A 23,807-nucleotide genomic window follows, 5' to 3' on the forward strand; every position below is an offset into this window, starting at 1 on the left:
TAGCTCGGTGCGCTCCGTGGTCGGGTCGACTGCCCGCAACCTGCGCGACAGACGCCCGGCTTAACGTCGGGTGATGCTGATCACGGCACGTACCGCCAGCGATCCGGAACTCGCCGCCCTGGTGGCGGCCCAGCACCGCGAACTGTGCGACAGCGGCTTCGCCGGCCCGCCCGGCGCTCCGCCGGAGGAACTCCGTTTCCTGGTGGCGGTCCTCGGTGGCCGGGCGGTCGCGTGCGGCGGGCTGCGGGCCCTCGACGACGGGAGCGGCGAGCTGCACCGGCTGTACGTCCGGCCGGCGTACCGGGGAAGGGGCATCGCCCGGCAACTGCTGGCGGCGCTGGAGGAGATGGCCTTCCGGTCCGGTCGCGCGCTGGTCCGGCTGCGGACCGCCGGGCACCTGGCCGGCTTCTACGCGACGTGCGGCTACCGGCGCATCCCCGGGTACGGCGAGCCGGACCCGTACACCGTCTGCTTCGCGAAGCGGCTGCCGGTCGCGGCCTGACACCGGCGGGCGGGCCGGGACCGGGGCGTGGCCACCGGCGGCCGTCATGCCGGCGGTGCCGGACGCCCGCCGCCGGTCCGGCCGACGTGGGACGTCAGGGCCGGTCGAACGGCGTGTCGAGCCGGCCGCCGGTGCCCACCCGGTTGGAGAGCAGGAGGCCGAGGGCGAGCATGCCGAAGCCGAGGAAGAGGTGCAGCCAGTTGGCGGCGTCGTTGACCGGGATGAGGTTCGCCGCGCTCTCCTGGTTGACAGCGAGGCCGTAGAGCCAGAGGCCGAGGTAGAGGGCGCCGCCGCCGGCCAGGAAGAGCCGCGCCCCGGCGATCCGCCGGGCCAGGACCAGACCGACCAGGCCGAACCCCAGGTGCAGGATGTTGTGCAGGACCGACACCTGGAAGAGACCGAGCAACTTCGCCTCCGAGTGGTGCCCGGCGAACCGCATGCCGTCGTAGTCGGTGGTGACCCCGGGAACGAACCCGAGCACCCCGAGCAGGACGAAGAGCCCGGCCACAGCGAGGGCCGCGAGCTGGACCCGGGTCCTCGACCCGCCGCGTGCGTTCCGCGCCATCGCTGCACCTTTCGTGGATCCACGGACCGCTGTCCGTGGCGCCGGGGGCGCGGATCGCCCGCACTCTCCGTGACGGCGGCGTCCGGACCCGACGATCCTCCATTTTGAAGTCCGTCCGGGTCGCTCCGCAGAGAAATCGCCGATCAGGCATGGAAGCGGAAACGCAGGGTAGGGATTCGTCGGCGGCGGTACGACCGTCGCCGTACCCCCCAGAATCGACCGCGCCGGTCATCCGAGCGGAAGGGACATCATGACCTACGATCTGTCACCTACGTCGTCCACGTACGGGTCGGAGTCCACGAACGGGGGCGGGGTGCGCGAGCAGGCCCGCCAGGTGGGCTCGGAGGCCAAGCAGGCCGGTGGGGCGGTCGCCGAGACCGCCAGGGAACAGGGCCGGGAGGTCGCCGGCGAGGCCCGGCGGCAGGCCCGGAACCTGTACGGCGAGGCGCGCAGCCAACTCGCCAGCCAGACCGGTGAGCAGCAGCGCCGCGCCGCAGGCGGGCTCCGCTCGCTGGCCGACGAGATGCGCACGATGGCCGAGCAGGGCGGCCAGGCCGGCCCGGTGAGCGAACTCGCCCGCCAGGCCGCCGACCGCGTGCACGGCGTGGCCGGCTGGCTGGAGCAGCGCGAGCCCGGCGACATCATCGCCGAGGTGCGCGACTACGCCCGCCGCAACCCGGGCACCTTCCTGGTCGGCGCCGCCGTGCTCGGCGTGCTCGCCGGCCGGCTGACCCGCAACATCTCGGCCGCGAGCGACTCCGACGGTCAGGGCGCCCACGGCCCCGACTACGACCCGGAGCGCACCGCCGTCATCCCGACCGCGCGGGCGGTCCCGGACCAGATCCCGCCCGGCGGCTACCTGGACCCCACCCCGGGCGCGTACGTGGACCCGCAGACCACGACCAGCTACGCCGACCCCGCCGGTGGCACCGGGCAGCCGCTGCCCCCGCCGGCCGCGACCGACCCGCTGCCCGGTGTGCCGACGAGCGGGACCACCCGTCCGTGACCGGCCGAGTCATCCGAAGGGAGGCGGCGGCATGACCACGCCCGGATATCACCCGCACGACGCGGACGAGGTCCGCAACAGCTCCATCGGTGAGCTGATGCGCCAGGTCACCAGCGACCTGTCGACGCTGATGCGGCAGGAGGTGGAACTGGCCAAGGCCGAGATCCGCGAGGAGGGGAAGAAGGCGGGCAAGGCGGCCGGGTTCTTCGGCGGCGCCGGCTTCGGTGGCTACATGGTGGCCCTGTTCCTGTCGATCGCCCTCTGGGCCGGGCTGTCCAACGTGATGGACGCCGGCTGGGCGGCCCTGATCGTCGCCGTCCTCTGGGGCGCGATCGCCGCCGTCCTCTACTCCATGGCGAAGAAGAACGCGGAGCGTATCCGCGGCCTCAAGCAGACCAACGAGAGCGTGCAGCGGATCCCCGACGCGCTCAAGCCCCACCCGCAGGAGGTCACCCGATGAGCACGGACCCGGAGCAGATCCGCCGGGAGATCGAAGCCACCCGCAGCAACCTGAGCTCCGATGTGGACGCGCTGGCGTACAAGGTCAGCCCGTCGCGCATCGTCGACGACCGTAAGCAGCGGGTCCGCGGCGCGCTGCAGAATGTGAGGGACAAGGTGATGGGAACCGCGTCGGACCTCGGCCACAACACGAAGCACGGCGCCCACGCCGTCGGCGACCACGCATCCTCGGCGGCCTCCACCGTCGGCGACAAGGCGCACTCGGCCGCCTCGACGGTGAGCGACGCCGCGCACCGGGCGCCGCAGGTGATCCGGCAGAAGTCGGAGGGCAACCCGCTCGCCGCCGGCCTGATCGCGTTCGGCGTCGGTTGGCTCGCCTCCTCGCTGATCCCGGCCACGCAGCGCGAGCAGCGGGTGGCCACGCAGGTCAAGGAGCGTGCCGGTGAGCACGCCGGGGTGGTCAAGGAGAAGCTGACCGAGGTCGCCCAGGAGGTCAAGGAGGAACTGCGCGAGCCGGCGCAGCAGGCCGCCGAGTCGGTGAAGTCCACCGCCCAGGACGCCGTGCAGACTGTCAGGGACGACAGCAGGTCCGCGGCCCAGGACGTCCAGGGCCAGGCCCAGCAGTCCCGCGAACAGGTGCGCCCCTGACCCTGGTGTCGCCGTACGCCGCAGCTCGCGGCCACGTCTCTGGAAGAGGTGGCCGCGAGCTGTCGCGTACGTCGCGCCGCTCCGCGATCGTGCACTTCTGGCCGTCGAATGCCCGGATCACCCCGACCTGAGCGGGCAGGAAGGGCACGATCGTGGGGGTGGAGCGGGGGCGGCCGGCTTCGTTTCGGGGGCCTTCTCCCGGGTAGCGCTGGCGTGAGGCGGGCGGCCCAGTCCCGGGCCGCCCGGGTGGAGGAGACGTGATGACCAGCAACGGAACGAGGTGGGCGCTGCTCGGCGCCACCACGGTGACGGCGGTCGGCGTCGGTCGCGCGGTCGCCCGGCGGCGGCACCGGCACCAGCCCGAGCGGCGGAACGGCTGGTACGTGGTGCGGCGCGGGGTGACCGTCGACCGGCCGGTGGAGGCGGTGATCGGATTCTGGACCGACCGGGGGCGGATGGACCGCGCGCTGGCCGAGTGGGCGACCCTGGAGCAGTTCGACGACAACCGGTGGCGCGCGGTGGCGACCGAACCCGGCGGGGTGGGCACGCAGTGGCAGGCCGAGATCACGGTCGAGGGGCGGGGCCGGCTGCGCTGGCGGGTGACCGACGGGCCGGAACAGGAGGGCACGGTCGAGCTGGTGCCCGCACCGCAGGGGCGGGGCACCGAGATCCGGGCTGAGCTGCGGTACCGGTCCGGTCCGCTGCGCCGGGCGATCGGCCTGGCCACCAGCCACGAGCCGGACCTGGCGCTGCGCGACACCCTGCGCCGGGTCAAGTCGCTCGTCGAGTGCGGCCAGGTGATCGACACCCGGCGCGACCCGTCCGGGCGCAGCCCGGAACAGGAGAAGGCCACCGACAAGGTCCGGGAGAAGCTCACAGCGGGAGGACGGGCGTGAAGGCGCTGTGCTGGGAGGGCGTCGGCAAGCTCGCCGTACGCGACGTACCGGAACCGCACATCCGCGCGGAGGGCGACGTCATCGTGCGGGTCCGGGCGAGCAGCGTCTGCGGCTCCGACCTGCACCTCATCAACGGGTTCGTGCCGGCGATGCGGGAGGGCGACATCCTCGGCCACGAGTTCATGGGCGAGGTCGTGGAGACCGGGCCGGGCGTACGCCGGCTGACCGTCGGCGACCGGGTCGTCGTCGGCTCGGTGGTGGCGTGCGGCGGCTGCTGGTACTGCCGCACCGAGCAGTACTCGCTCTGCGACAACTCCAACCCGCAGCCGGTCTTCGCCGAGAAGATGTGGGGGCACTCGCCCGCCGGCATCCTCGGCTACTCGCACGCCGCCGGCGGCTACTCCGGCAGCCACGCCGAGTACGTGCGGGTGCCGTTCGGCGACGTCGGGGCGTTCAAGGTGCCCGACGGGGTGCCCGACGACTCGGTGGTGTTCGCCTCCGACGCGATGCCGACCGGCTGGATGGCCGCCGACTTCTGCGGCCTGACCGGCGGCGAGGTGGTCGCGGTCTGGGGTGCCGGCGGGGTCGGCCAGATGGCGGCCCGCGCCGCGCAGCTGCTCGGCGCCGAACGGGTGATCATGGTCGACCGGCTGCCGGAACGGCTGGCCACCGCCGCCGACCGGCTCGGAGTGGAGACGGTCAACTACGCGGAGACCGACGTCCTGGAGGCGCTCCGGGAGATGACGGCGGGCCGGGGCCCGGACGCGTGCGTCGAGGCCGTCGGCATGGAGTCGCACGACGTCGGTCCGGCGTACGCGTACGACAAGGCGAAGCAGACCGCCCGGATGCAGTCCGACCGGCCCACCTCCGTGCGGCAGGCGATCATGGCGTGCCGTAAGGGCGGCACGGTCAGCATCGTCGGCGTCTACACCGGGTTCATCGACAAGTTCCCGCTGGGCGCGGCCATGAACAAGGCCCTCGTGCTGCGGATGGGCCAGATGCACGCCCAGCGTTACATCCCCATGCTGCTGGACCGGGTCGCGGCCGGCGAGATCGACCCCGGTTACCTGGCCACCCACCCGATGCCGCTGACCGAGGGCGCGCGCGGCTACGAGATCTTCGAGAAGAAGGAGGAGGGCTGCCTCCGTACCGTCCTGCATCCCTGACGGCCCGCGCCCCGCGCCCCGACCGGGGCGCGGGGCGGGTCAGGCGGTGCGGCGGACGCCGGTGACGACGAAGCCGCTCGCCGGCAGCGTCGGCATCCGGCCGAGGTCCAGGGCCAGGTCCTGCGGCGGTACGTCGTACGCCATGGCGCTGGTCAGGTTGGTCACCGCGCGCTTCATCAGCTCGATGGTGATCCACTCGCCCGGGCACCGGTGCCCGGTGCGGTGCTCACCGCCGCCCTGCGGAATGAAGCTGAACGGGTCGCCGCGCCAACCGATGAACCGATCCGCGCGGAACTCCTCCGGGGAGGGCCAGAGCGCCGGGTCGTGGTTGGTGCCGTACAGGTCGAGCAGCACCCGGCGGCCCTCGGGGAAGTGGTAGCCCTGCCAGTCGAAGGAGCGCCGTACCCGGGCGGCGGTGACCGGGAAGAACGGGTAGTACCGCCGTACCTCCTGCACGAAGCTCTCGGTGGTCTCGTCGCTCTCGCCGACCCGCTCCCGCCAGGCCGGGTGGTCGTGCAGTGCCAGGGCCGCGAAGACGACGAAGCGGTCCACCGCGACGGTGGGGCGCAGCACGTTCAGCAGCTCCACCGCGGCGATCCGGCGGGGAAGGAGACGGCCCTCCACATCGCGGTGCTCGGCGACGGCCCGCAGCGCGCTGCCCTCCGGCGCGGGCAGCGTGCCGGCGCGTACCCGCTCGACCAGGTCGCCGGCCCAGCGTTCGCCGCGGCCCCGGGCGAGCCGGCCCCGCCAGTGGTTCGGGCCGATCGCCGCCGCGCTCTCGATCATCGCGTGCAGCTCGGCGGTACGCCGGTTCACCTGCGACTCCGCCAGCGGCACGCCCGCCCAGGCGCAGACCGCCCGGGTGAGGATCCGGGCCACCTCCTGGTAGAGCACCACCGGCCCGGAGCGCTCCCAGACCGGGATCCGGGCCCGCCACTCGTCGTCGAAGAGCTGGCCGAGCCGGCTGATCCCGCTCGGGGTCATGATCGACATGAACATCGCCTTGCGGTCGGCGTGCGGCGCGCCGTCGAGGCCCTGCACCCCGCCGACGCCGGTGAGCGTGCGCTGGGCCCGCAGCGGCATGGCCTTCGCCCGGACGAAGCGCTCGGTGTCGTAGAACAGCTCGGCGGCCGGCCGGCCACGCAGGCAGGTGGTGGTCACCAGCAGGAGCCGAGTGGTGAAGATGTCCGTGCCGTAGCGGTCGCACCGGTCGCTGATGAACCGGTAGCCGGAGCGCAGGAACGACAACGTGCTGTCCGGGCTGCGGTCCACCGGCATCGTCGCCATCGCTCCTCCTGACGCAGCTCGTCCGCCGACCGCTTCTACCCGGGCCAACGCCGCTGAATCCACCCCCACACCGTCGACCGAGGGCTCCGACGCAGGCGCTAGTCGAGGTCGAACTCGCCGTCCTGGGCGCCGGCGACGAAGGCGTCCCACTCGGCCTGGGTGAACACCAGCACCGGACCGTCCGGGTCGGCCGAGTTGCGCATGCCGATCAGGTCGTCGACGAACGCGACCTCGACGGCGGCGTCGGAGGTGTCACCCTCGGCCCGCTGCCAGACCGCCCGGGAGAGGTCGAAGTCGCCCTTGGGGTGCGTCGTCATGATCCAGTCCTCCAGTACCGCAGGTCGGGGGGCGCGGGTCGGAATCCCCATCGGGCAGGATAAGCGGATGCCGAGCCTGACCCGTGTAGAGGCGACCGCGCGCGCCGCGGTGATTACCGTCGAGTCCTACCAGGTGGACCTCGACCTGACCGGCGGCGGCGAGCTGTTCCGCTCGCACGTCACCATCCGGTTCCGGGCGACCCCCGGCGCCGGCACGTTCGTCGAGTGCAAGCCCGCGGCCCTGCGGTCGGCCCGCCTCAACGGCACCGACCTCGATCCGGCCGCACTGGACGACAACCGGCTGCCGCTGTCCGGTCTCGCCGCGCACAACACGCTCACGGTCGAGGCCGACATGGCGTACTCGAACACCGGTGAGGGCATGCACCGGTTCGTCGACCCGGCCGACGGCGAGACGTACCTGTACGCGATGTCCTTCCTCGACGACGTGCAGCGCATCTTCGCCGCGTTCGACCAGCCCGACCTGAAGGCCCCGGTCACCCTCACGGTCACCGCCCCGGAGCACTGGACGGTCGCCGCCAACGGCGAGCCGGCCGCCACCCCGCGCCCCGGCCGGTGGGAGTTCGCCCGGACCGCGCCACTGGCCACGTACTTCGTCTCGCTGATCGCCGGGCCCTGGCACGTCCGGCGGGACGAGCACGACGGCGTCCCGCTCGGTGTCTTCTGCCGTCGCTCGCTCGCCGCCCACCTGGACGCCGACATCGACGAGATCTTCACCGTCACCAAGCAGTGCCTGGACCGGTTCCACCAGCTCTTCGCCGAACGGTACCCGTTCGGCAAGTACGACCAGGCGTTCGTGCCGGAGTTCAACGCCGGCGCCATGGAGAACCCGGGCCTGGTGACCATCCGCGACGACTACGTCTTCCGGTCGGCCGTCACCGACAGCCAGCGCGAGCTGCGGGCCACCACCATCGCGCACGAGATGGCGCACATGTGGTTCGGCGACCTGGTGACCATGCGCTGGTGGGACGACCTGTGGCTGAACGAGTCGTTCGCCGAGTACCTGGGCACCCGGGTGACCGCCGAGGCGACCCGCTTCGACAACGCGTGGACGACGTTCGCCATGAAGCGCAAGGCCTGGGGGTACGCGGCCGACCAGCGCCCGTCCACCCACCCGGTCGCGCCGCAGGAGGTGCGCGACGCCGCCGAGGGCCTGCTCAACTTCGACGGCATCTCGTACGCGAAGGGCGCCAGCGTCCTGCGGCAGCTCGTGGCGTGGCTCGGCGACGACGCCTTCCTGGCCGGCCTCAACGCCCACTTCGCGAAGCACCGGTTCGGCAACGCCACCCTCGCCGACCTGCTGGGCAGCCTGTCCACGGCGAGCGGGCGCGACCTGACCGGCTGGGCCGACCGGTGGCTGCGCACGGCGCAGGTCAACACGCTGCGCGCCGATGTCGCCGTCGACGCCGACGGTCGCTACGCCGAGGTGGCGGTGGTGCAGACCGCCCCCGAGTCCCACCCCGTGCTGCGCCCGCACCGGATCGGCGTCGCCCGGTACGCGGCCGACGGCTCCGTCGCGCACACCGAGGTCGACCTGGATCCAGCCGCCGACGGCGGCCGTACGGTGCTCGCCGACCTGGCCGGAACCCCGGCCGCCCGGCTGCTGCTGCCCAACGCCGGTGACCTGACGTTCGCCAAGATCCGCCTCGACCCGGCCTCGGCGGACGCCGTGCCCCTGGTGCTGCCCGGCCTGCCGGACCCGCTCGCGCGGGCGCTGCTCTGGGGCGAGGCGCTGGACGCCGCGGCCGACGGGGAGCGACCCGTCGCCGCCCTGGTGGGGCTGATCACCGCCGCGCTGCCGGCGGAGACCGAGGTGGTGATCGCCGAGGACGTGCTCACGCTGAGCCGTTCGCTGGTCGACCGCTATCTCGATCCGCTCGCCCGGGAGGCCGCCCTGGTCCGCGTCTCCGGGGCCTGCCGCCACCTGTTGGACACCGCTCCCGTGGGCGGGTCGTTGCAGCTCGCGGCGGCCCGGGGCTGGATCGCCGCGACCACCGACGCCGACCTGCTGACCGGCTGGCTGGCCGGCCGGGACGTGCCGCCGGGGCTCGCCGTCGACGCCGAGCTGCGCTGGGCGGTGCTGGGCCGGCTGGTGGTGCTCGGGGCGGCGGGCCCGGCGGAGATCACCGCCGAGGCGGCGGCCGACCGGAGCGCGGCCGGCGCCGAGCGGGCCGCCCGCTGCCGGGCCGCGCTGCCCGACCCGGCCGCCAAGCAGGCCGCCTGGGAGATCGTCGTTGCCGGGACGGAGCTGTCCAACCGGCTGGTCGAGGCCACGGCCGAGGGCTTCTGGCAGCCGGAGCAGGCCGAGCTGACCAGCCCGTACGTGACGCGCTACTTCGCCGACATGCCGGCCGCCGCGCAGCGCCGTACGCCCTGGGTGGCCGACCGGATCGCGGCCCTGGCGTTCCCGCGCTACGCCGTCGCGCAGACCACCCGGGAGGCGGTCGCGGCGCTGCTCGCCCGCGACGACCTCACGCCCGGTCTGCGCCGCCGCGTCGTCGACGCGGACGACGACCTGCGGCGCGCCCTGGTCGCCCGCACGGCCGTCGCCGCCGCCGCGGCCTGACCGGTTCCGGCCGGCGCGGGTCCGCCCGTGCCGGCCCGGACGGGCCGGGGACGGCCGGGCGGGGGCCAGGCCTAGGATCGCGGGGTGGAGGAAGACATCCGGCGGATCGGGATCATGGGCGGCACCTTCGATCCGATCCACCACGGGCACCTGGTCGCGGCCAGCGAGGTGGCCGACCGCTTCGGGCTGGACGAGGTCATCTTCGTCCCCACCGGCCAGCCGTGGCAGAAGGCCGACGAGCCGGTCAGCCCCGCCGAGGACCGGTACCTGATGACGGTGATCGCCACCGCCTCCAACCCCCGCTTCCAGGTCAGCCGGGTCGACATCGACCGGGGCGGCCCCACCTACACCGTCGACACGTTGCGCGACCTGCACGCCGAGTACGGCCCGAAGGCCCAGCTCTTCTTCATCACTGGTGCGGACGCCCTGTCGAAGATCCTCTCCTGGAAGGACCTGGACGAGATCTTCGAGCTGGCCCACTTCGTCGGTGTCACCCGGCCCGGCTTCGTCCTGTCCGACGCCCACCTGCCCGCCGACACGGTGAGCCTGGTGCAGGTGCCGGCGATGGCCATCTCGTCGACCGACTGCCGCGAGCGCGTCGCCCGGGGCGAGCCGGTGTGGTACCTGGTCCCCGACGGTGTGGTGCAGTACATCGCCAAACGCCGGCTCTATCGGGCGTGATCTGTCCCGCTATGCGGTTGTTCGTACCCTCGACGCACGGTAACTGACCGGTCGGAACGCGCCGGTGTGTGAGAGGCTTGGAGGGGTCGCACGGATGATCGAAGGAGAACGGTGACAGTTTCCGAACGCGCTCACGAGCTGGCGACGGCCGCCGCGCAGGCCGCCGCCGACAAGAAGGCACAGGACATCGTCATCATCGATGTTGGTGACCAGCTCGCCATCACCGACGCGTTCCTGCTCGCCGCCGCCCCCAACGAGCGCCAGGTGCTCGCCATCGTCGACGCGATCGAGGAGCGGCTGCTCGAACTGCCGGAGAAGGCCAAGCCGGTCCGGCGCGAGGGGGAGCGTGGCGGCCGCTGGGTGCTGCTCGACTACGTCGACATCGTCGTGCACGTCCAGCACACCGAGGAGCGCGAGTTCTACGCCCTCGATCGGCTCTGGAAGGACTGCCCGCAGATCCCGTTCGTGGACCGGGACCTCGCCGCCGCCGAGTCCGGCGCCGCCGCCGAATGACCCGGCTGATCGTCTGGCGGCACGGCAACACCGACTGGAACGCCACCGGCCGCGTGCAAGGGCAGACCGACGTCCCGCTGAACGACGTCGGGCGGGAACAGGCCCGCAGCACCGCGCCGCTGCTCGCCGCGCTGCGCCCGGACGCCATCGTCGCGAGCGACCTGAGCCGCGCCGCGGACACCGCCGCCGCGCTGGCGGCGCTGACCGGGCTGCCGGTCCGGACCGACGCGCGGCTGCGCGAACGGCACTTCGGGCTCTGGCAGGGCCTCGCCCTCACCGACGCCGCCGAGCGCTACCCCGACGAGTACGCCCGCTGGCGGGCCGGTGACCCGGACCCGGGCGCCGGCATCGAAACCCTCGACGACCTCGGCAAGCGGCTCGGCGCCGCATTCCAGGACGCCGCCGACGCGGTGCCCGGCGGCACCGTCGTGGTCACCACGCACGGGGGCGGCGCCCGGCAGGGCGTGGGCCAGCTGCTCGGCTGGGACCACAGCGTCCTGCGAGCGGTCGGCTCCCTGCAGAACTGCCATTGGACGGAGCTGCGCCACGACGGCGCCCGGGGCTGGCACCTGCGGGCACACAACGTCGGGTTCATCTCCGCGCCGGTCACCGACCCGGTCTGACCCCGGCCGGCCGCGCCGGCGGTCGTCGTTGCCGTCCGGGCTGGCGATGGTACGGCCTCGGCGATCCCCGCCGAGATCGGCTAGCGTTCCGGCATGCCCGTCGCGGTCGTCACCGACTCCACCGCCTACCTTCCCCCCGAACTGCTGGCCGCCCACCGGCCGACGGTGGTGCCGCTGACCGTCGTGCTGAACGGTGTGGAGGGGCTGGAGGGGGTCGAGACCTTCCCGGCCGACGCCACCCGCGCGCTCAGCGGCCGGCGGGTGTCGGTCAGCACCTCCCGGCCGGCTCCGGAGCAGTTCGCGGCGACGTACCGCCGGCTTCTCGACGACGGCGCCGAGGGGATCGTGTCGGTCCACCTGTCGGCGGAGCTGTCCGGCACCGTCGAAGCCGCCCGGCTGGCCGCCGCCGACATCGGCGAGCGGGTGGCGGTGGTGGACAGCCGCTCCTGCGGAATGGGGACCGGCTTCCCGGCGGTCGCCGCCGCAACGGCCGCCGCGAGCGGTGCCGACCTGCCCGGGGTACGCGACGCCGCGCACGACGCCGTCGCCCGGACCACGGTCTTCTTCTACGTCGACACGCTGGAGTTCCTGCGCCGGGGCGGCCGGATCAACGCGGCCTCGGCACTGCTGGGCACCGCCCTCTCGGTGAAGCCGATCATGCACATGCCGGACGGCGCGATCGTCCTGAAGGACAGGGTGCGCACCGCCAGCCGGGGCGTCGCGCGCCTGGTCGACCTGGCCGTCGAGGCGGCCGGCGACGCGGACGTGGACCTCGCCCTGCACCACCTGGCCGCCCCGCAGCGCGCCGAGGCGCTCCGGGAGGCGCTGGCCGCCCGGCTGGGCGACCGCCTGCACGACACGTACGTCTCCGAGGCCGGCGCGGTGGTCGCCGCGCACGCCGGACCGGGCCTGGCCTGCGTGGTCGTGCACCGCCGCCCGCCAGCGGGATAGCGTCGGTGTCGGTGTCGGTGTCGGTGTCGGTGTCGGTGTCGGTGCCGCGTGCCGCGTGCCGCAGTGCCGGCTGCCGGGTGCGTGAGCCGGCAGGTCTGCCGATGTGCGACGCGGTCGGGGCGACGGGCGCCGAGGTGCCGGGCCGAGGAGCGTCGGCTGACGGCAACGGGTCGCATCCTGTCGAGCTGCCCCGTCGGTGAGACCACCTCGCCCGGGCTGCCGCGGCTGTGGTGGAGGGAGCGCGATGTCCTGTGTGGTGACCGGGGGCGGCCGTGGGATCGGCCGTGCCCTCGTGGAACGGCTCCTCGCGACCGGGGAGACCGTCGTGGTCCTCGAACGGGACCCGCACGCGGTCGCGTGGGTGAGCCCGCACCCGGCCGCCGACCGGCTGGTCGCCCTCGTCGGTGACGCCGCCGACGAGGAGGTCGCCGGCCGGGCCGCCGACCTCGCCGAACGGAGCGGGCCGCTGACCGGCTGGGTGAACAACGCGGCGGCGTTCCGGGACGCCTCGGTTCACGAGACGTCAGCGGGAGAGGTGTTCGACCTGATCGGCAGCAATCTCCGCCCGGCTCTGGTCGGTGCCACCGTCGCGGTTCGCCGCTTCCTCGCCGGCGGGACCGGCGGGGCCGTCGTGAACGTCTCGTCGCACCAGGCCCGCCGGCCGGTGCCGGGCTGTCTGCCGTACGCCACCGCGAAGGCCGCCGTGGAGGGGCTGACCCGGGCGCTGGCCGTCGAGTACGGGCCGCAGGGCGTCCGCACCAACGCCGTCGCCCTCGGCTCGGTGGCCACCGAGCGGCACGCCGCCTTCCTCGCCGGGCGGGAGCAGGCGGAGGCCGAGTGGATCGATGCCGACCTGCGGCGGTTGCATCCGGTGGGGCGGATCGGCCGGGTCGAGGAGGTCGCCGAGGCCGTCGCGTGGCTCCTGTCGCCGGCCGCCAGCTTCGTCAACGGCGTCACCCTGCCGGTCGACGGTGGCCGTTCCGTGCTGGGCCTCGACCCCGAGGCCGGCTGACCGGTGGTCGGCGACGACGACGACGCTCCGGCCCTCGTCGAAGCCCCGGTCGCCGAGGTGACGGCGTACCCGCATACCACGCCAGAGGCATGATCAGGGCGTTGTCCACAGTGGCGCCGTCGTCCACAGATGCGGGGGACGGGGGCAGCCCTAACGGCCCGTCGCTGCCTAGCCTCACGCCGTGTCGTACGACGAGGAGACGGCGGTACGCCGGCGGCTGCACCGCGTGCTGCCGACGACGGACGACGGAGAGGCCCCCGCGCCACACCTCGGCGGTGTGGTGCCGCTGGTCCCGACGGATCCGGGCGACGCGCCGCCGCTCACCGACCCGGGCGGCATGCCGTCCGCGACTGTTCCGGCCAATGCCTGGCCGGCGGACGATCGCGGCCGTCCCCGGGCCGGCGTGGGCCGGGCGTTGCCAGGGCCGGGAGCGTTCGACCCGGGGCGGCGCGGCGTGCGGGCACTGGCCGTCGTCGCCGTGCTGGTGGTGCTCGCTGCCGCCTTCTGGGCCTGGCGGTCCCGGCCGCAGATCGAACCGGTCACGCCGGAGATGGCGGCGTCGGCGGTCGCCCCGACCGGAGGGCCCGCGCCGTCGGCAACGCCGGGTGACGAACTGGTCGTGGCGGTGGCCGGGAAGGTCCGCCGGCCGGGGCTGGTGCGCGTACCGGCCGGTGCCCGGGTCGCCGACGCCGTGCAGGCGGCCGGGGGAGCGCTGCCGGGCGTGGACGTGGCCCTGCTGAACCCGGCCCGCAAGGTCGCCGACGGGGAGCTCATCCTCGTCGGGGTCGCCGCACCACCCGGTGTGGCCCCGGCGGGGCCGGCCGCGGGTGCCGTGCCGGGAGCGGGCGGCAAGGTGAACCTGAACACCGCGACGCTGGCGCAGCTCGACGCGCTGCCCGGGGTCGGGCCGGTGCTCGCGCAGCGCATCCTCAGCCACCGGGACCAGCAGGGCGGCTTCCGGTCGGTCAGCGACCTGCGCCAGGTCGACGGCATCGGCGACGCACGGTACGAGCAGCTCAAGGACCTGGTGACGGTGTGACCGGCCACCGTGAACCGCCGGTTACCCAGGACGTACCGGATCTGCGGCTCGCCGGTCTGGCGGTCGCCGCGTGGCTGTCGGCGCTGGCCGGGTTGCAGCTCGGCGCCCGGACGGCGGTCCTCGTCGCGCTGGTCGCCGCCGTGGCGGCCGGTGCCGGCGCGCTGCACCTGCTCGGCCGCCTTGGCCGGCCGGCCGCGCCCGTGCGCCGGCACGGTTGGATCGCCGTCGCCGTGCTGCTCGGCGTGGTGTGCGGGGCGAGCGCCACCGCCGCGCGGGTCGCCGTGCGGGACGCGGCACCGGTCCGCGCCCTGGTGGAGGCCGGTGCCACCGTCACCGCCGACCTGGTCGTCCGGGACGACCCCCGCGCGGTACGCGGCGTCCCCGGACGACCCGCCATGTTCCTGGTCCCGGTGGAGTCGACCCGCTTCGTCGGGCCGGACGGCGGTAGCGTCGAGGCGCGGGTGCGGGTTCTCGTCCTCGCCACCGATCCGGCCTGGCGGGGACTGCTGCCCGGGCAGCGGCTGACCGCCGAGGGCCGACTGGCTCCTCCGCGCGGCGGCGACCTGACCGCCGCTGTACTGCGCTCCACGCGACCTCCGGCCGAGCATGGAGCGCCGCCGACGTCCCAGCGGGCCGCCGGTGCGCTTCGCGCCGGACTCCAGGACGCCTGCGACCCGCTGCCGGACGAGCAGGGCGGCCTGCTGCCCGGGCTGGTGGTGGGTGACACCAGCCGGTTGCCGTCCACGGTGGAGGAGGACTTCCTCGCCACCGGGATGACGCACCTCACGGCGGTCTCGGGGTCCAACGTGGCGATCATCGTGGGCGCGGTGCTGCTGCTCGCCCGTTGGGGGCGGGCGGGTCCCTGGCTCGCCGCCGGTCTCTGCGCGGTCGCGCTGGTCGGTTTCGTCATCCTGGTCCGCCCGTCGCCGAGCGTGGTGCGGGCGGCCACGATGGGCGCGATCGGGCTCGCCGCGTTGGCGGTCGGCCGGCCGCGGGCGGCACTGCCCGCGCTGGCCGCGGCGGTGACCGTACTGGTGCTCGTCGACCCGGAGCTGGCCGGTGACGCCGGCTTCGCCCTCTCCGTGCTGGCCACCGGCGGGCTGCTGCTGCTCGCCCCGCGATGGCGGGACGCGCTACGCCGCCGCCGGGTGCCGGCCGGCGTCGCCGAGGCGGTGGCGGTACCCGCCGCCGCGCAGCTCGCCTGCGCGCCGGTCGTGGCGGGGATCTCCGGCACGGTCAGCCTGGTGGCCGTCCCGGCGAACCTGCTCGCGGTGCCCGCCATCGCACCCGCCACGGTGCTCGGCGTGGTGGCGGCGGCGCTCTCACCGCTCTGGCCGGCCGGGGCCGGATTTCTCGCGTGGCTGGCGAGTTGGCCGGCGTGGTGGCTGGTCACCGTCGCGCACCACGGGGCCCGCGTGCCGGCGGGAACGCTGCCGTGGCCGGACGGTGCGGCCGGGGCCCTGCTGCTGTCCGGGCTGACCCTGGGGCTGCTGGTGGCGGCCCGGCGTCCGGTGGCCCGCCGGCTGGTGGCCGTGGTGGCCGTCGCCGCCGTGCTCGGCGCCCTGCCGGTGCGCCTGGTGGCGTCCGGGTGGCCGCCGGCAGGTTGGGTGGTCGCCGCGTGCGCGGTGGGGCAGGGCGACACCGTGGTGCTGCCGGTCGGTCCGGGGCGGGCGGTCGTGGTGGACGCCGGGCCGGATCCCGCCGCAGCAGACCGGTGCCTGCGCGGGCTCGGCGTCCGGGAGGTGCCGCTGCTGGTGGTCAGCCACTTCCACGTCGACCACACCGGCGGCCTCGCGGGCGTGTTCCGGGGACGCCGCGTCACCACGGTCCTGGCTCCGTCGTGGCCCGAACCGGCGGCCGGGCGGGACCTGGTACGGGCCGAGGCGGCGGCTGCGCCCGCGGACCTGGTGACCGTCCCGGCCGGTTGGCGTTACCGGGCCGGCGGTGTCGAGCTGACCGTGGTGGGACCGCCCTATCCGCTGCGGGGCACCCGCTCGGACCCGAACAACAACTCCCTGGTACTGCTCGCCACGGTCGGCGGGGTGCGGATCCTGCTCGCCGGGGACGCGGAGACCGAGGAGCAGCGCGCTCTGCTCGACCGGCCCCCGCCGGGCGGGCTCCGGACGCACGTGTTGAAGGTCGCTCACCACGGGTCGGCGTACCAGGATCCGGCCTTCCTCGACGCGGTCCGTCCGGCGGTCGCGCTCGTACCGGTGGGGGCGGGCAACACGTACGGGCACCCGAACCCGGCCGTGCTGGGCCGCCTCGCGCGGGCCGGCGCCCGGGTGCTGCGTACCGACGTCGACGGTGACGTGGCGGTGGTGGTCCGGCCGTCCGGCCTCGCCGTGGTCACGCGAGGCCAGGATCAGGAACGACCCGCCTAGGCCTATTGTCAAAGTTGACGGCAGTAGAGATAAATGTCTGGATTTGCGCTGAGTGCGGGGTCCGCGAGCGGAGTCCGGACGACCAGGCTGGCGCAGGCGGCCGGCCGTGCGAATATGGGCGGCGTGACCGCCGCCAGCCTCGCTCCCATTGTGCTCGTCCTCGGCGACGAGGAGCTGCTCGCCACGCGCGCGGTCACCGAGACGATCGCCCGCGCCCGCAGCGTGGATCCCGACGTAGACGTCCGCGAGTACCAGGCCGGCACGTTGACCGTCGGTGAGATCGCGGAGATGCTCAGCCCGTCCCTCTTCGGCGGGCCGCGACTGCTCGTCCTCCGATCCGGCCAGGACGCGCGCAAGGACCTGACGGGCGCGCTGCTCGCGTACGCGAAGAACCCCGACCCGGACGTCCACCTGGTCGTGCTCCACCTGGGCGGTGCCAAGGGCAAAGCCTTCGCGGACGGCCTGAAGGCGGCCGGCGCGACCGTCGTCCCGGCGACCAAGCTGAAGGGCCACCGCGAGCGGGTGGCCTTCGTGCGGGACGAGATCCGCCGGGCCGGCGGCCGGTGCACCGACGACGCCGCCGAGGCGCTCATCGCCGCCGTCGGCAACGACCTGCGTGAGCTGGCCGCCGCCTGCTCCCAGCTGATGGCCGACACCGACGGGAAGATCAGCTCCGACACGGTGGCCCGCTACTACCGGGGCCGGGTCGAGGTGAGCGGCTTCACGGTCGCCGACGCCACCATGGTCGGGGACGTCCCGGCCGCGCTGGAGGCGCTGCGCTGGGCGCTGCACGTCGGCGTGGACCCGGTGCCGATCGCGGACGCCCTCGCCGACGGCGTGCGCACCGTGGCGCGGGTCGCCTCCGCCGGGCGGGGCAGCCCGTACCAGTTGGCGAGCACCCTCGGCATGCCGGCGTGGAAGATCGAGCGGGCGCAGCGGCAGGCGCGCGGCTGGACGCCGGAGGGGCTCGTCGACGCCATGCAGGCCGCCGCCGAGTGCAACGCGGCGGTGAAGGGCGGCTCCGACGACCGGGCGTACGCCCTCGAGAAGGCGGTCTTCTCGGTCGCGGCCGCACGGCAGGGCGGCGCCCGGTGACCGGAGCCATGCGCGGGACGTGGGCCACCGTGGCGGCCGACGAGGAGCGGTACCGGCCGCTCTACGCCCGCGTCCTCGGGTTGCGGTTCGTCAACCCGGGCGGCGTGCTCTGCTTCATCTTCTTCGAGGGCTCCGTCGCCCTCGCCGCCCTGCTCGCCCTCGCCGAACTGGTCACCTGGTGGGCCGTACTGGTCCTGCCCGCGACGGTCGCGGTGATGGTGAAGCTCAACGACCTGGTGGCCGCCCGGGTCGTCCGCTCCGCGGCGCTCGTGCCCGAGCAGGAGCGGGACCGCTTCCGGCGGCAGATGGAACCGGCGGTCGGCACCGCCCGCGTCGACTGGATCCGGCACAGCGTGCCCGGCGTCGTCGTCTCCTCCACGCCGGGCGAGCCCCTGCCGCCCTCGCTCCGCGAACCGACACCGCCAACCGCGCCCTGACCCAGCGGAACCGGCTCGACCGGCGGCCTTCGTGACACAGTCGCACCACGCCGTCCTGAGGCAGACCTTCGAAGATCTTGGACAGGCCGAAGCCCCGGGCAGGTCGCCCGGGGCTTCCGGTCAGGTCTTCAGACGCCGGGTCAGGCGGAGAAGGACGCCACGCGCTTGGCGATGGCGGACTTGCGGTTCGCGGCCTGGTTGGCGTGGATCACGCCCTTGCTGGCGGCCTTGTCCAGCTTGCGGGTGGCCTCCCGCATGAGCACGGTGGCCTGGTCGACGTCGCCGGCCTCGGCGGCCTCGTGGAACTTGCGAATGGCGGTCTTCAGCGACGACTTGACCGACTTGTTACGCAGCCGGCGCTTCTCGTTCTGCCGGTTGCGCTTGATCTGGGACTTGATGTTCGCCACGCGACAGCCTCGTCTTGATAGCTCGGGTTGGTCTGGTTCCACGCGCCGCGAGCATGCGTCATCGCTGCGCGAAGAGCCAGGTTACCAGGTCGCCCGGGGACGGACCAAAACGCCTCCCGGCCACTCGTGCCGGTCGGCACTCCGGGCGCCACGACAACGCTGGTCGGCGGCCTGGTCACGCCGAGGTGCCCGGCTCTGGTGGCTCACGTCCAGCCCTGGCGGTGGGCGAGCCAGGCGAGCGCCCGGTCGCCGCTGCGGCGTTGGTGGAGCGGCAGCCGCTCGGTGGCGGTCGGCGGCGTCGTCGACGCGGTGGTGAGGAAGTAGCCGGCCAGGGCGGCCAACGTGACGTCCAGCGCGTCCAGCGGCGCGCCGGCGGCGGCCGGGTGCGCGGCGAAGGCGGCGTCCAGCCCTTCGGCGAAGGCGGCGTCCAGCCCCTCGGCGTCGGGTACTGGAGCCGCACCGGCGGGAGCGAGCGTCGCCGGCTCGGGGTCCGGCCCGGGGGCGTACCCGCCGAGGAGCAGGGTCACCAGGTCGAACCAGGCGGGACCGTGGCAGAGCCACGTCCAGTCGCACAACCACGCCCGCCCGTCCGCGTCGAGCAGGATGTTGTCGGGGCGCAGGTCGCCGTGGATCAGCCCGGTCGCCTCGGCGGCGTACACCGGCAGGCGGGACTCCAGCGCGACCAGCTCGGGCAGCCGCCGCTGGAGGCGGGCGGGGAGCGCCGGCATCGGCTCCCGACCCGCCGCCACGTCAGCCCAGCGGAGGATGTCGTCGCGGGCCAGGTCGGCCAGGTGGGGCGGGTCGAGCGCCGTGAGGTCGGCGGGCGGCTCCGCCAGCAGGGCGGCGACATCGGCGTACGTGGCCAGCGTCGCCGCCAGCTCCGCCGGTTCCCAGGGCTGCCGGGGCGGGTGCCCGTCGATTACGCCGAGGCCGAGCGCGAACCAGCCCGCCTCGTGCAGCGTCCAGCGCGGGCCGGGCGCCGGTGTCCCCGGCGGGAGCCGGTCGAGGACCGCGGCCTCCCGCGCGTACCAGTCGGCCAGGTGCGAATTCCCGGGTGCGGCCTTGACGAAGACCCGCCCGCCGTCGGCGGCGGTGAGCACCCCGGCGTACCCGCGGGTGAAGCCGTCGGCGGCGGCGGTGGCCGCGACCACCGGGGCGCCGAGGCGGTCGGCGAGCGCGGCCCGCAGGCCGACCGGCAGCTCCGACCACCCGGGCCGGCGGGTGGTGATCGGGTACGGCGGTGAGCTGGTCATCCCTTCAGTGTCGTACGCCATGGGGATACTGCCCGGGTGATTGGGTCCGATGACTTCTGGGCGCTGATCGACGTGTCGGCGACCGCCGCCGGTGACCCGGCCGAGCTGCGGCGCCGCTACCCGCGGCTCGCCGTGCCGTTCCCGCTGCCGGCGGGGGCCGGCACCGGCGTCTGGGAGACTGCCAGGCCATGAGGACCGACGACTTCTGGCAGCTGATCGACCAGGCCCGTGCCGGGGGTGGGGGAGAGCCGCACGCGGTCGCCGCCCGGGCGGTCGCCCTGCTCGCGCAACGGGAGCCGGAGGAGATTGTCGGGTACGCGCGCCACCAGGCCCGCGTGCTGGCCGCGTCGCACCGGGTGGATCTGTGGGGTGCGGCGTACCTGATCAACGGCGGCGTCTCCGACGACGGCTTCCACCACTTCCGGGGCTGGCTGATGACCCAGGGGCGGGCGGTCTTCGCCCGGTCGGTCGCCGATCCCGACTCGCTGGCCGAGGTGCCCCAGGTGCGCGCCGCGTCGCTCTCCGGCGAGGAGTTCGCCTGCGAGCAGATGCTGACGGTGCCGTGGGAGGCGTACCGGAAGGCGACCGCGGCCGACCTCCCGGCGGAGCGTGACCCGGTCCCGGTGCCGGATCTGAACGACTTCTGGGACTTCGACGACGAGGACGAGGCCCGCCGCCGGCTGCCGAAGCTCGCCGCCCTGTTCGTGGAGCCGCCCGGCGAGTGACGGCGGCCGGCCGTCGTCCGGCGCCCGCGGCCCGCCGGCCGCCGGCACCGCACCCCGTCGGCCGGCTGCCGCTGGCCGATGCGCCCCGCTGGCGGAGCGGGGTTCGCCCGCGCAGCGGGCACGCGGGGGCGACGTGGGAGCATAGAGGGGGCCGGCGACGCCGGCCTGCTCAACGTCAGCCGACCAGAACGGACCGCTGTGCCACCGACGCTCGATCCCGGCGCGAATGCTCCTGGTGCCACCGACCCCGGGCGCATCAGGAACTTCTGCATCATCGCCCACATCGACCACGGGAAGTCGACCCTGGCCGACCGGATGCTGCAGCTCACCGGCGTGGTCGACCCCCGGCAGATGCGTGCGCAGTACCTCGACCGGATGGACATCGAGCGCGAGCGCGGCATCACGATCAAGAGCCAGGCCGTCCGGATGCCGTGGACGATCCGCGAGGGCGACCGGGCCGGCGAGACCGCCGTGCTCAACATGATCGACACGCCGGGGCACGTGGACTTCACGTACGAGGTGTCGCGGTCCCTCGCGGCCTGTGAGGGCGCGATCCTGCTGGTCGACGCGGCCCAGGGCATCGAGGCGCAGACCCTCGCGAACCTCTACCTGGCGCTCGAGAACGACCTGCACATCATCCCGGTCCTCAACAAGATCGACCTGCCGGCGGCGCAGCCGGAGAAGTACGCCGAGGAGCTCGCCCACCTCATCGGTGGCGACCCGGCGGACTGCATCAAGGTCTCCGGCAAGACCGGCGAGGGCGTGCCGTACCTGCTCGACGAGATCGTCCGGCAGTTCAAGCCGCCGGTCGGGGACGCCGAGGCGCCCGCGCGGGCGATGATCTTCGACTCGGTGTACGACGTCTATCGGGGCGTGGTCACGTACGTCCGGGTGATCGACGGGCGGATCAGCGCCCGGGACCGGATCAAGATGATGTCCACCGGCGCCACCCACGAGCTGCTGGAGATCGGTGTCATCTCCCCGGAGATGGTGAAGGCCGACGCGCTGGGCGTCGGTGAGGTGGGCTACCTGATCACCGGTGTGAAGGACGTCCGGCAGTCCCGGGTCGGTGACACGGTCACCATCAACTCCCGGCCGGCGAGCGAGCCGCTCGGCGGCTACAAGGACCCGAAGCCGATGGTCTACTCCGGCCTCTACCCGATCGACGGGTCCGACTACCCGAACCTGCGTGACGCGCTGGACAAGCTGAAGCTCAACGACGCCGCGTTGACGTACGAGCCGGAGACCTCCGGGGCGCTCGGCTTCGGCTTCCGCTGCGGGTTCCTCGGCCTGCTGCACCTGGAGATCATCCGGGAACGGCTGGAGCGGGAGTTCAACCTCGACCTGATCTCCACGGCGCCGAACGTGGTCTACCGGGCCCTCCAGGAGGACGGGGAGGAGGTCGTGGTGACCAACCCCAGCGAGTACCCCACCGGCAAGATCGCTGAGGTGTACGAGCCGACCGTGCGGGCCACCGTGCTGACCCCGAACGACTACGTCGGCGCGGTGATGGAGCTGTGCCAGGGCCGCCGGGGCAGCCTGCTCGGCATGGACTACCTGTCCGCCGACCGGGTGGAGCTGCGCTACACGCTGCCCCTCGCGGAGATCATCTTCGACTTCTTCGACCAGCTCAAGAGCCGCACCAAGGGGTACGCGTCGCTGGACTACGAGCCCTCCGGCGAGCAGTCGTCGGACCTGGTGAAGGTCGACATCCTCCTGCACGGTGAGCCGGTCGACGCGTTCAGCGCGATCGTGCACAAGGACAAGGCGTACAACTACGGCACCAGCATCGCGGCGAAGCTGCGGAACCTCATCCCGCGCCAGCAGTTCGAGGTGCCGATCCAGGCGGCCATCGGCAGCCGGGTGATCGCCCGGGAGACCATCCGCGCGATCCGCAAGGACGTCCTGGCGAAGTGCTACGGCGGTGACATCAGCCGGAAGCGCAAGCTGCTGGAGAAGCAGAAGGAAGGCAAGAAGCGGATGAAGATGGTGGGCCGCGTGGAGGTCCCCCAGGAGGCCTTCATCGCCGCGCTCTCCTCCGACTCCGGCGACGGCAAGGCACCCGGCAAGAAGTGACCGCCGCCGGCGATCGGCCGGCGCGACGACGTACCCGAGCGACAGCGCCCTCACCTGCGCCGATGCCGTTCAGGCGGGAATCGACGCAGGGGAGGCCATCGACGAACGAGGGATCGCCGTGGTGTGAGTCGGTTTGGGCTTCCGACGGGTCGGGCATTGAGGGGGCACGACAGGAACACCACCACGGTGGACACAATTCGTGAAGGAGGGCGACCGTGGAGCTCACCGTTTGGGGCATCATCACCGCGCTCGTCGTCGGTCTGATCGTCGGCGCGCTGGGCCGCCTGGTCGTGCCGGGCCGGCAGAACATGCCGATGTGGCTGCACATGCTCATCGGTGTCGGTGCGGCGCTGCTCGGCACCGTGCTGGCGCGGGCCATGGGCATCGCCACCGAGACCGCCGGCATCGACTGGGGCGAGCTGCTGGTCCAGGTCGTGCTGGCCGCCATCGCCGTGGCTCTGGTGGCCGGGGTGGGGCGACGACGCAGCGTCGGCCGCTACTGACAACTGAATCTCGCCTCGGGCGCCCGACCGGCAGGTCGGGCGCCCGTCGTGTGTGCGGGGCCGACCGGGGTGCGGGGCCGACGGGGTGCCCGGTCTGGTACTTCCCGGCCCAGGCTGTCCCGCAAGGCCGGTTTGGGTTTCCGGCGGGTCGGGAACTGTGGGGTCACCACAGAAGCACCACCCGACACGGACTCACACTTCCCGTTAGGAGAACGACCGTGGAGCTGACCGTCTGGGGCATCATCACCGCGCTGATCGTCGGTCTGATCGTCGGCGCGCTGGGCCGCCTGGTCGTGCCGGGCCGGCAGAACATGCCCATCTGGCTGCACATGCTCATCGGTGTCGGCGCCGCGCTGCTCGGCACGATCATCGCCCGGGCCTCCGGCTTCGCCGACACCGCCGGCATCGACTGGCGTGAGCTGCTGCTGCAGGTCCTGCTGGCCGCCGTCGCGGTGGCCCTGGTCGCGGGCGCCGGCCGGCGCCGCGGCATCACCCACCGGTAAAACTCGCACAGCCTGAACAACGGGCGCCCGGCCTCCTGGCCGGGCGCCCGTTCATCCTGGTACGGCCGCTTTCGCCCCGGTCCCGTCCCGCCCACCGGCGGGCCACCTGCGGTACGGTCGCCACGCTTCGCCCCGGCCGCCACTGTCGTAAAGGATTTTTACGTACTAAGGTGCG

Annotated in this window: 26 protein-coding genes; 21 read left to right on the forward strand and 5 right to left on the reverse strand. The window is 73.8% G+C overall.

Translation table 11 applies throughout. From position 1 onward, the window contains the following. Positions 1-73: 73 nt before the first annotated feature. Positions 74-502 carry a GNAT family N-acetyltransferase gene (locus ACN26Y_RS13990; RefSeq protein ID WP_155330695.1) on the forward strand — a complete coding sequence of 143 codons (429 nt, stop codon included), beginning with the start codon at positions 74-76 and terminating at the stop codon, positions 500-502. 94 nt (positions 503-596) lie between these two features. Here the strand turns inward: ACN26Y_RS13990 and ACN26Y_RS13995 are convergent, their stop codons facing one another. After that, the gene (locus ACN26Y_RS13995) at positions 597-1,067 is read right to left on the reverse strand and encodes a DUF4383 domain-containing protein (RefSeq protein WP_155330696.1); all 471 of its coding nucleotides are present in this window, start codon (positions 1,065-1,067) and stop codon (positions 597-599) included. Positions 1,068-1,317: 250 nt separating this feature from the next. Here ACN26Y_RS13995 and ACN26Y_RS14000 point away from each other — a divergent pair, with 250 nt between their 5' ends. The 5 genes from ACN26Y_RS14000 to ACN26Y_RS14020 all read left to right on the forward strand — a co-directional run bounded on the left by ACN26Y_RS14000 (position 1,318) and on the right by ACN26Y_RS14020 (position 5,242). After that, the gene (locus ACN26Y_RS14000; RefSeq protein ID WP_155330697.1) at positions 1,318-2,073 is read left to right on the forward strand and encodes a hypothetical protein; all 756 of its coding nucleotides are present in this window, start codon (positions 1,318-1,320) and stop codon (positions 2,071-2,073) included. Between the two features lie 31 nt (positions 2,074-2,104). Continuing rightward, positions 2,105-2,533 carry a phage holin family protein gene (locus ACN26Y_RS14005; protein ID WP_155330698.1) on the forward strand — a complete coding sequence of 143 codons (429 nt, stop codon included), beginning with the start codon at positions 2,105-2,107 and terminating at the stop codon, positions 2,531-2,533. Beyond that, complete coding sequence (locus ACN26Y_RS14010) at positions 2,530-3,180, forward strand: DUF3618 domain-containing protein (RefSeq protein WP_155330699.1); 651 nt, start codon at positions 2,530-2,532, stop codon at positions 3,178-3,180. Before ACN26Y_RS14005 ends, ACN26Y_RS14010 begins: the two co-directional genes overlap by 4 nt. A gap of 260 nt (positions 3,181-3,440) precedes the next feature. Continuing rightward, entirely contained in the window at positions 3,441-4,076 is a 636-nt protein-coding gene (locus ACN26Y_RS14015; RefSeq protein ID WP_155330700.1) for a cyclase, read from the forward strand. Then, the gene (locus tag ACN26Y_RS14020) at positions 4,073-5,242 is read left to right on the forward strand and encodes a zinc-dependent alcohol dehydrogenase (RefSeq protein WP_155330701.1); all 1,170 of its coding nucleotides are present in this window, start codon (positions 4,073-4,075) and stop codon (positions 5,240-5,242) included. The genes ACN26Y_RS14015 and ACN26Y_RS14020 overlap by 4 nt, the downstream gene beginning before the upstream one ends. Before the next feature lie 39 nt (positions 5,243-5,281). Here ACN26Y_RS14020 and ACN26Y_RS14025 read toward each other — a convergent pair whose 3' ends face one another. Next, entirely contained in the window at positions 5,282-6,529 is a 1,248-nt protein-coding gene (locus ACN26Y_RS14025; protein WP_155330702.1) for a cytochrome P450, read from the reverse strand. 98 nt (positions 6,530-6,627) lie between these two features. Continuing rightward, positions 6,628-6,846 (reverse strand): DUF397 domain-containing protein, encoded by a 219-nt coding sequence (locus ACN26Y_RS14030; RefSeq protein ID WP_155330703.1) that lies wholly within the window; start codon positions 6,844-6,846, stop codon positions 6,628-6,630. A 67-nt stretch (positions 6,847-6,913) separates the two neighbouring features. Between ACN26Y_RS14030 and pepN the strand changes: the two genes are divergently transcribed. From pepN to ACN26Y_RS14080, 10 genes are all read left to right on the forward strand, one after another. Next, positions 6,914-9,430 carry an aminopeptidase N gene (pepN, locus tag ACN26Y_RS14035; protein WP_422734796.1) on the forward strand — a complete coding sequence of 839 codons (2,517 nt, stop codon included), beginning with the start codon at positions 6,914-6,916 and terminating at the stop codon, positions 9,428-9,430. Between the two features lie 84 nt (positions 9,431-9,514). Then, on the forward strand, positions 9,515-10,111 hold the full coding sequence (gene nadD, locus ACN26Y_RS14040; protein WP_155330705.1) for a nicotinate-nucleotide adenylyltransferase: 597 nt from the start codon (positions 9,515-9,517) through the stop codon (positions 10,109-10,111). Positions 10,112-10,222: 111 nt separating this feature from the next. Further along, on the forward strand, positions 10,223-10,624 hold the full coding sequence (gene rsfS, locus ACN26Y_RS14045) for a ribosome silencing factor (RefSeq protein ID WP_155330706.1): 402 nt from the start codon (positions 10,223-10,225) through the stop codon (positions 10,622-10,624). After that, positions 10,621-11,247, forward strand: a complete 627-nt coding sequence (locus tag ACN26Y_RS14050; RefSeq protein ID WP_155330707.1) for a histidine phosphatase family protein — start codon at positions 10,621-10,623, stop codon at positions 11,245-11,247. Before rsfS ends, ACN26Y_RS14050 begins: the two co-directional genes overlap by 4 nt. A gap of 93 nt (positions 11,248-11,340) precedes the next feature. After that, a complete protein-coding gene (locus ACN26Y_RS14055) occupies positions 11,341-12,198 on the forward strand; it encodes a DegV family protein (RefSeq protein WP_155330708.1) in 858 nt (285 codons plus the stop codon). Between the two features lie 244 nt (positions 12,199-12,442). Further along, a complete protein-coding gene (locus tag ACN26Y_RS14060; RefSeq protein ID WP_155330709.1) occupies positions 12,443-13,210 on the forward strand; it encodes an SDR family NAD(P)-dependent oxidoreductase in 768 nt (255 codons plus the stop codon). A 181-nt stretch (positions 13,211-13,391) separates the two neighbouring features. Beyond that, positions 13,392-14,249 carry a helix-hairpin-helix domain-containing protein gene (locus ACN26Y_RS14065; protein ID WP_422734797.1) on the forward strand — a complete coding sequence of 286 codons (858 nt, stop codon included), beginning with the start codon at positions 13,392-13,394 and terminating at the stop codon, positions 14,247-14,249. Then, a complete protein-coding gene (locus ACN26Y_RS14070) occupies positions 14,246-16,633 on the forward strand; it encodes a ComEC/Rec2 family competence protein (RefSeq protein WP_155330711.1) in 2,388 nt (795 codons plus the stop codon). Before ACN26Y_RS14065 ends, ACN26Y_RS14070 begins: the two co-directional genes overlap by 4 nt. Before the next feature lie 114 nt (positions 16,634-16,747). Continuing rightward, a complete protein-coding gene (gene holA / locus ACN26Y_RS14075) occupies positions 16,748-17,728 on the forward strand; it encodes a DNA polymerase III subunit delta (protein WP_155330712.1) in 981 nt (326 codons plus the stop codon). An 8-nt stretch (positions 17,729-17,736) separates the two neighbouring features. Beyond that, positions 17,737-18,165: a hypothetical protein gene (locus ACN26Y_RS14080; protein ID WP_155334083.1), complete on the forward strand. Its 429-nt coding sequence runs from the start codon at positions 17,737-17,739 to the stop codon at positions 18,163-18,165. 140 nt (positions 18,166-18,305) lie between these two features. Here the strand turns inward: ACN26Y_RS14080 and rpsT are convergent, their stop codons facing one another. Then, the gene (gene rpsT / locus ACN26Y_RS14085; RefSeq protein WP_155330713.1) at positions 18,306-18,572 is read right to left on the reverse strand and encodes a 30S ribosomal protein S20; all 267 of its coding nucleotides are present in this window, start codon (positions 18,570-18,572) and stop codon (positions 18,306-18,308) included. A 203-nt stretch (positions 18,573-18,775) separates the two neighbouring features. Further along, complete coding sequence (locus ACN26Y_RS14090; protein ID WP_230689060.1) at positions 18,776-19,801, reverse strand: phosphotransferase family protein; 1,026 nt, start codon at positions 19,799-19,801, stop codon at positions 18,776-18,778. Positions 19,802-19,861: 60 nt separating this feature from the next. On the opposite strand from ACN26Y_RS14090, the gene ACN26Y_RS14095 reads away from it, so the two are divergent. From ACN26Y_RS14095 to ACN26Y_RS14115, 5 genes are all read left to right on the forward strand, one after another. Next, positions 19,862-20,017 carry a hypothetical protein gene (locus ACN26Y_RS14095; protein WP_422734798.1) on the forward strand — a complete coding sequence of 52 codons (156 nt, stop codon included), beginning with the start codon at positions 19,862-19,864 and terminating at the stop codon, positions 20,015-20,017. Next, positions 20,014-20,550, forward strand: coding sequence for a DUF4240 domain-containing protein (locus tag ACN26Y_RS14100; RefSeq protein WP_422734799.1), 537 nt, complete (start codon positions 20,014-20,016; stop codon positions 20,548-20,550). The genes ACN26Y_RS14095 and ACN26Y_RS14100 overlap by 4 nt, the downstream gene beginning before the upstream one ends. Positions 20,551-20,748: 198 nt before the next feature. Next, complete coding sequence (gene lepA / locus ACN26Y_RS14105) at positions 20,749-22,626, forward strand: translation elongation factor 4 (protein WP_155330717.1); 1,878 nt, start codon at positions 20,749-20,751, stop codon at positions 22,624-22,626. 215 nt (positions 22,627-22,841) lie between these two features. Further along, entirely contained in the window at positions 22,842-23,129 is a 288-nt protein-coding gene (locus ACN26Y_RS14110) for a GlsB/YeaQ/YmgE family stress response membrane protein (protein WP_155330718.1), read from the forward strand. Between the two features lie 218 nt (positions 23,130-23,347). After that, complete coding sequence (locus tag ACN26Y_RS14115; protein WP_155330719.1) at positions 23,348-23,632, forward strand: GlsB/YeaQ/YmgE family stress response membrane protein; 285 nt, start codon at positions 23,348-23,350, stop codon at positions 23,630-23,632. Positions 23,633-23,807 lie beyond the last annotated feature (175 nt).

The sequence above is a fragment of the Micromonospora sp. WMMD558 genome, from assembly GCF_049315255.1.
In the GTDB taxonomy this organism is placed as follows: Bacteria; Actinomycetota; Actinomycetes; order Mycobacteriales; family Micromonosporaceae; genus Micromonospora.

Excerpts from the sequence above, each read along its gene's own strand:
- holA (WP_155330712.1), top strand. The coding sequence starts at position 16,748 with ATGGGCGGCGTGACCGCCGCCAGCCTCGCTCCCATTGTGCTCGTCCTC.
- ACN26Y_RS14030 (WP_155330703.1), bottom strand. The coding sequence starts at position 6,846 with ATGACGACGCACCCCAAGGGCGACTTCGACCTCTCCCGGGCGGTCTGG.
- ACN26Y_RS14050 (WP_155330707.1), top strand. The coding sequence starts at position 10,621 with ATGACCCGGCTGATCGTCTGGCGGCACGGCAACACCGACTGGAACGCC.
- ACN26Y_RS14025 (WP_155330702.1), bottom strand. The coding sequence starts at position 6,529 with ATGGCGACGATGCCGGTGGACCGCAGCCCGGACAGCACGTTGTCGTTC.
- ACN26Y_RS14100 (WP_422734799.1), top strand. The coding sequence starts at position 20,014 with ATGAGGACCGACGACTTCTGGCAGCTGATCGACCAGGCCCGTGCCGGG.
- ACN26Y_RS13990 (WP_155330695.1), top strand. The coding sequence starts at position 74 with ATGCTGATCACGGCACGTACCGCCAGCGATCCGGAACTCGCCGCCCTG.
- ACN26Y_RS14010 (WP_155330699.1), top strand. The coding sequence starts at position 2,530 with ATGAGCACGGACCCGGAGCAGATCCGCCGGGAGATCGAAGCCACCCGC.
- pepN (WP_422734796.1), top strand. The coding sequence starts at position 6,914 with ATGCCGAGCCTGACCCGTGTAGAGGCGACCGCGCGCGCCGCGGTGATT.
- ACN26Y_RS14015 (WP_155330700.1), top strand. The coding sequence starts at position 3,441 with ATGACCAGCAACGGAACGAGGTGGGCGCTGCTCGGCGCCACCACGGTG.
- ACN26Y_RS13995 (WP_155330696.1), bottom strand. The coding sequence starts at position 1,067 with ATGGCGCGGAACGCACGCGGCGGGTCGAGGACCCGGGTCCAGCTCGCG.
- ACN26Y_RS14055 (WP_155330708.1), top strand. The coding sequence starts at position 11,341 with ATGCCCGTCGCGGTCGTCACCGACTCCACCGCCTACCTTCCCCCCGAA.
- ACN26Y_RS14080 (WP_155334083.1), top strand. The coding sequence starts at position 17,737 with ATGCGCGGGACGTGGGCCACCGTGGCGGCCGACGAGGAGCGGTACCGG.
- ACN26Y_RS14000 (WP_155330697.1), top strand. The coding sequence starts at position 1,318 with ATGACCTACGATCTGTCACCTACGTCGTCCACGTACGGGTCGGAGTCC.
- ACN26Y_RS14005 (WP_155330698.1), top strand. The coding sequence starts at position 2,105 with ATGACCACGCCCGGATATCACCCGCACGACGCGGACGAGGTCCGCAAC.
- ACN26Y_RS14060 (WP_155330709.1), top strand. The coding sequence starts at position 12,443 with ATGTCCTGTGTGGTGACCGGGGGCGGCCGTGGGATCGGCCGTGCCCTC.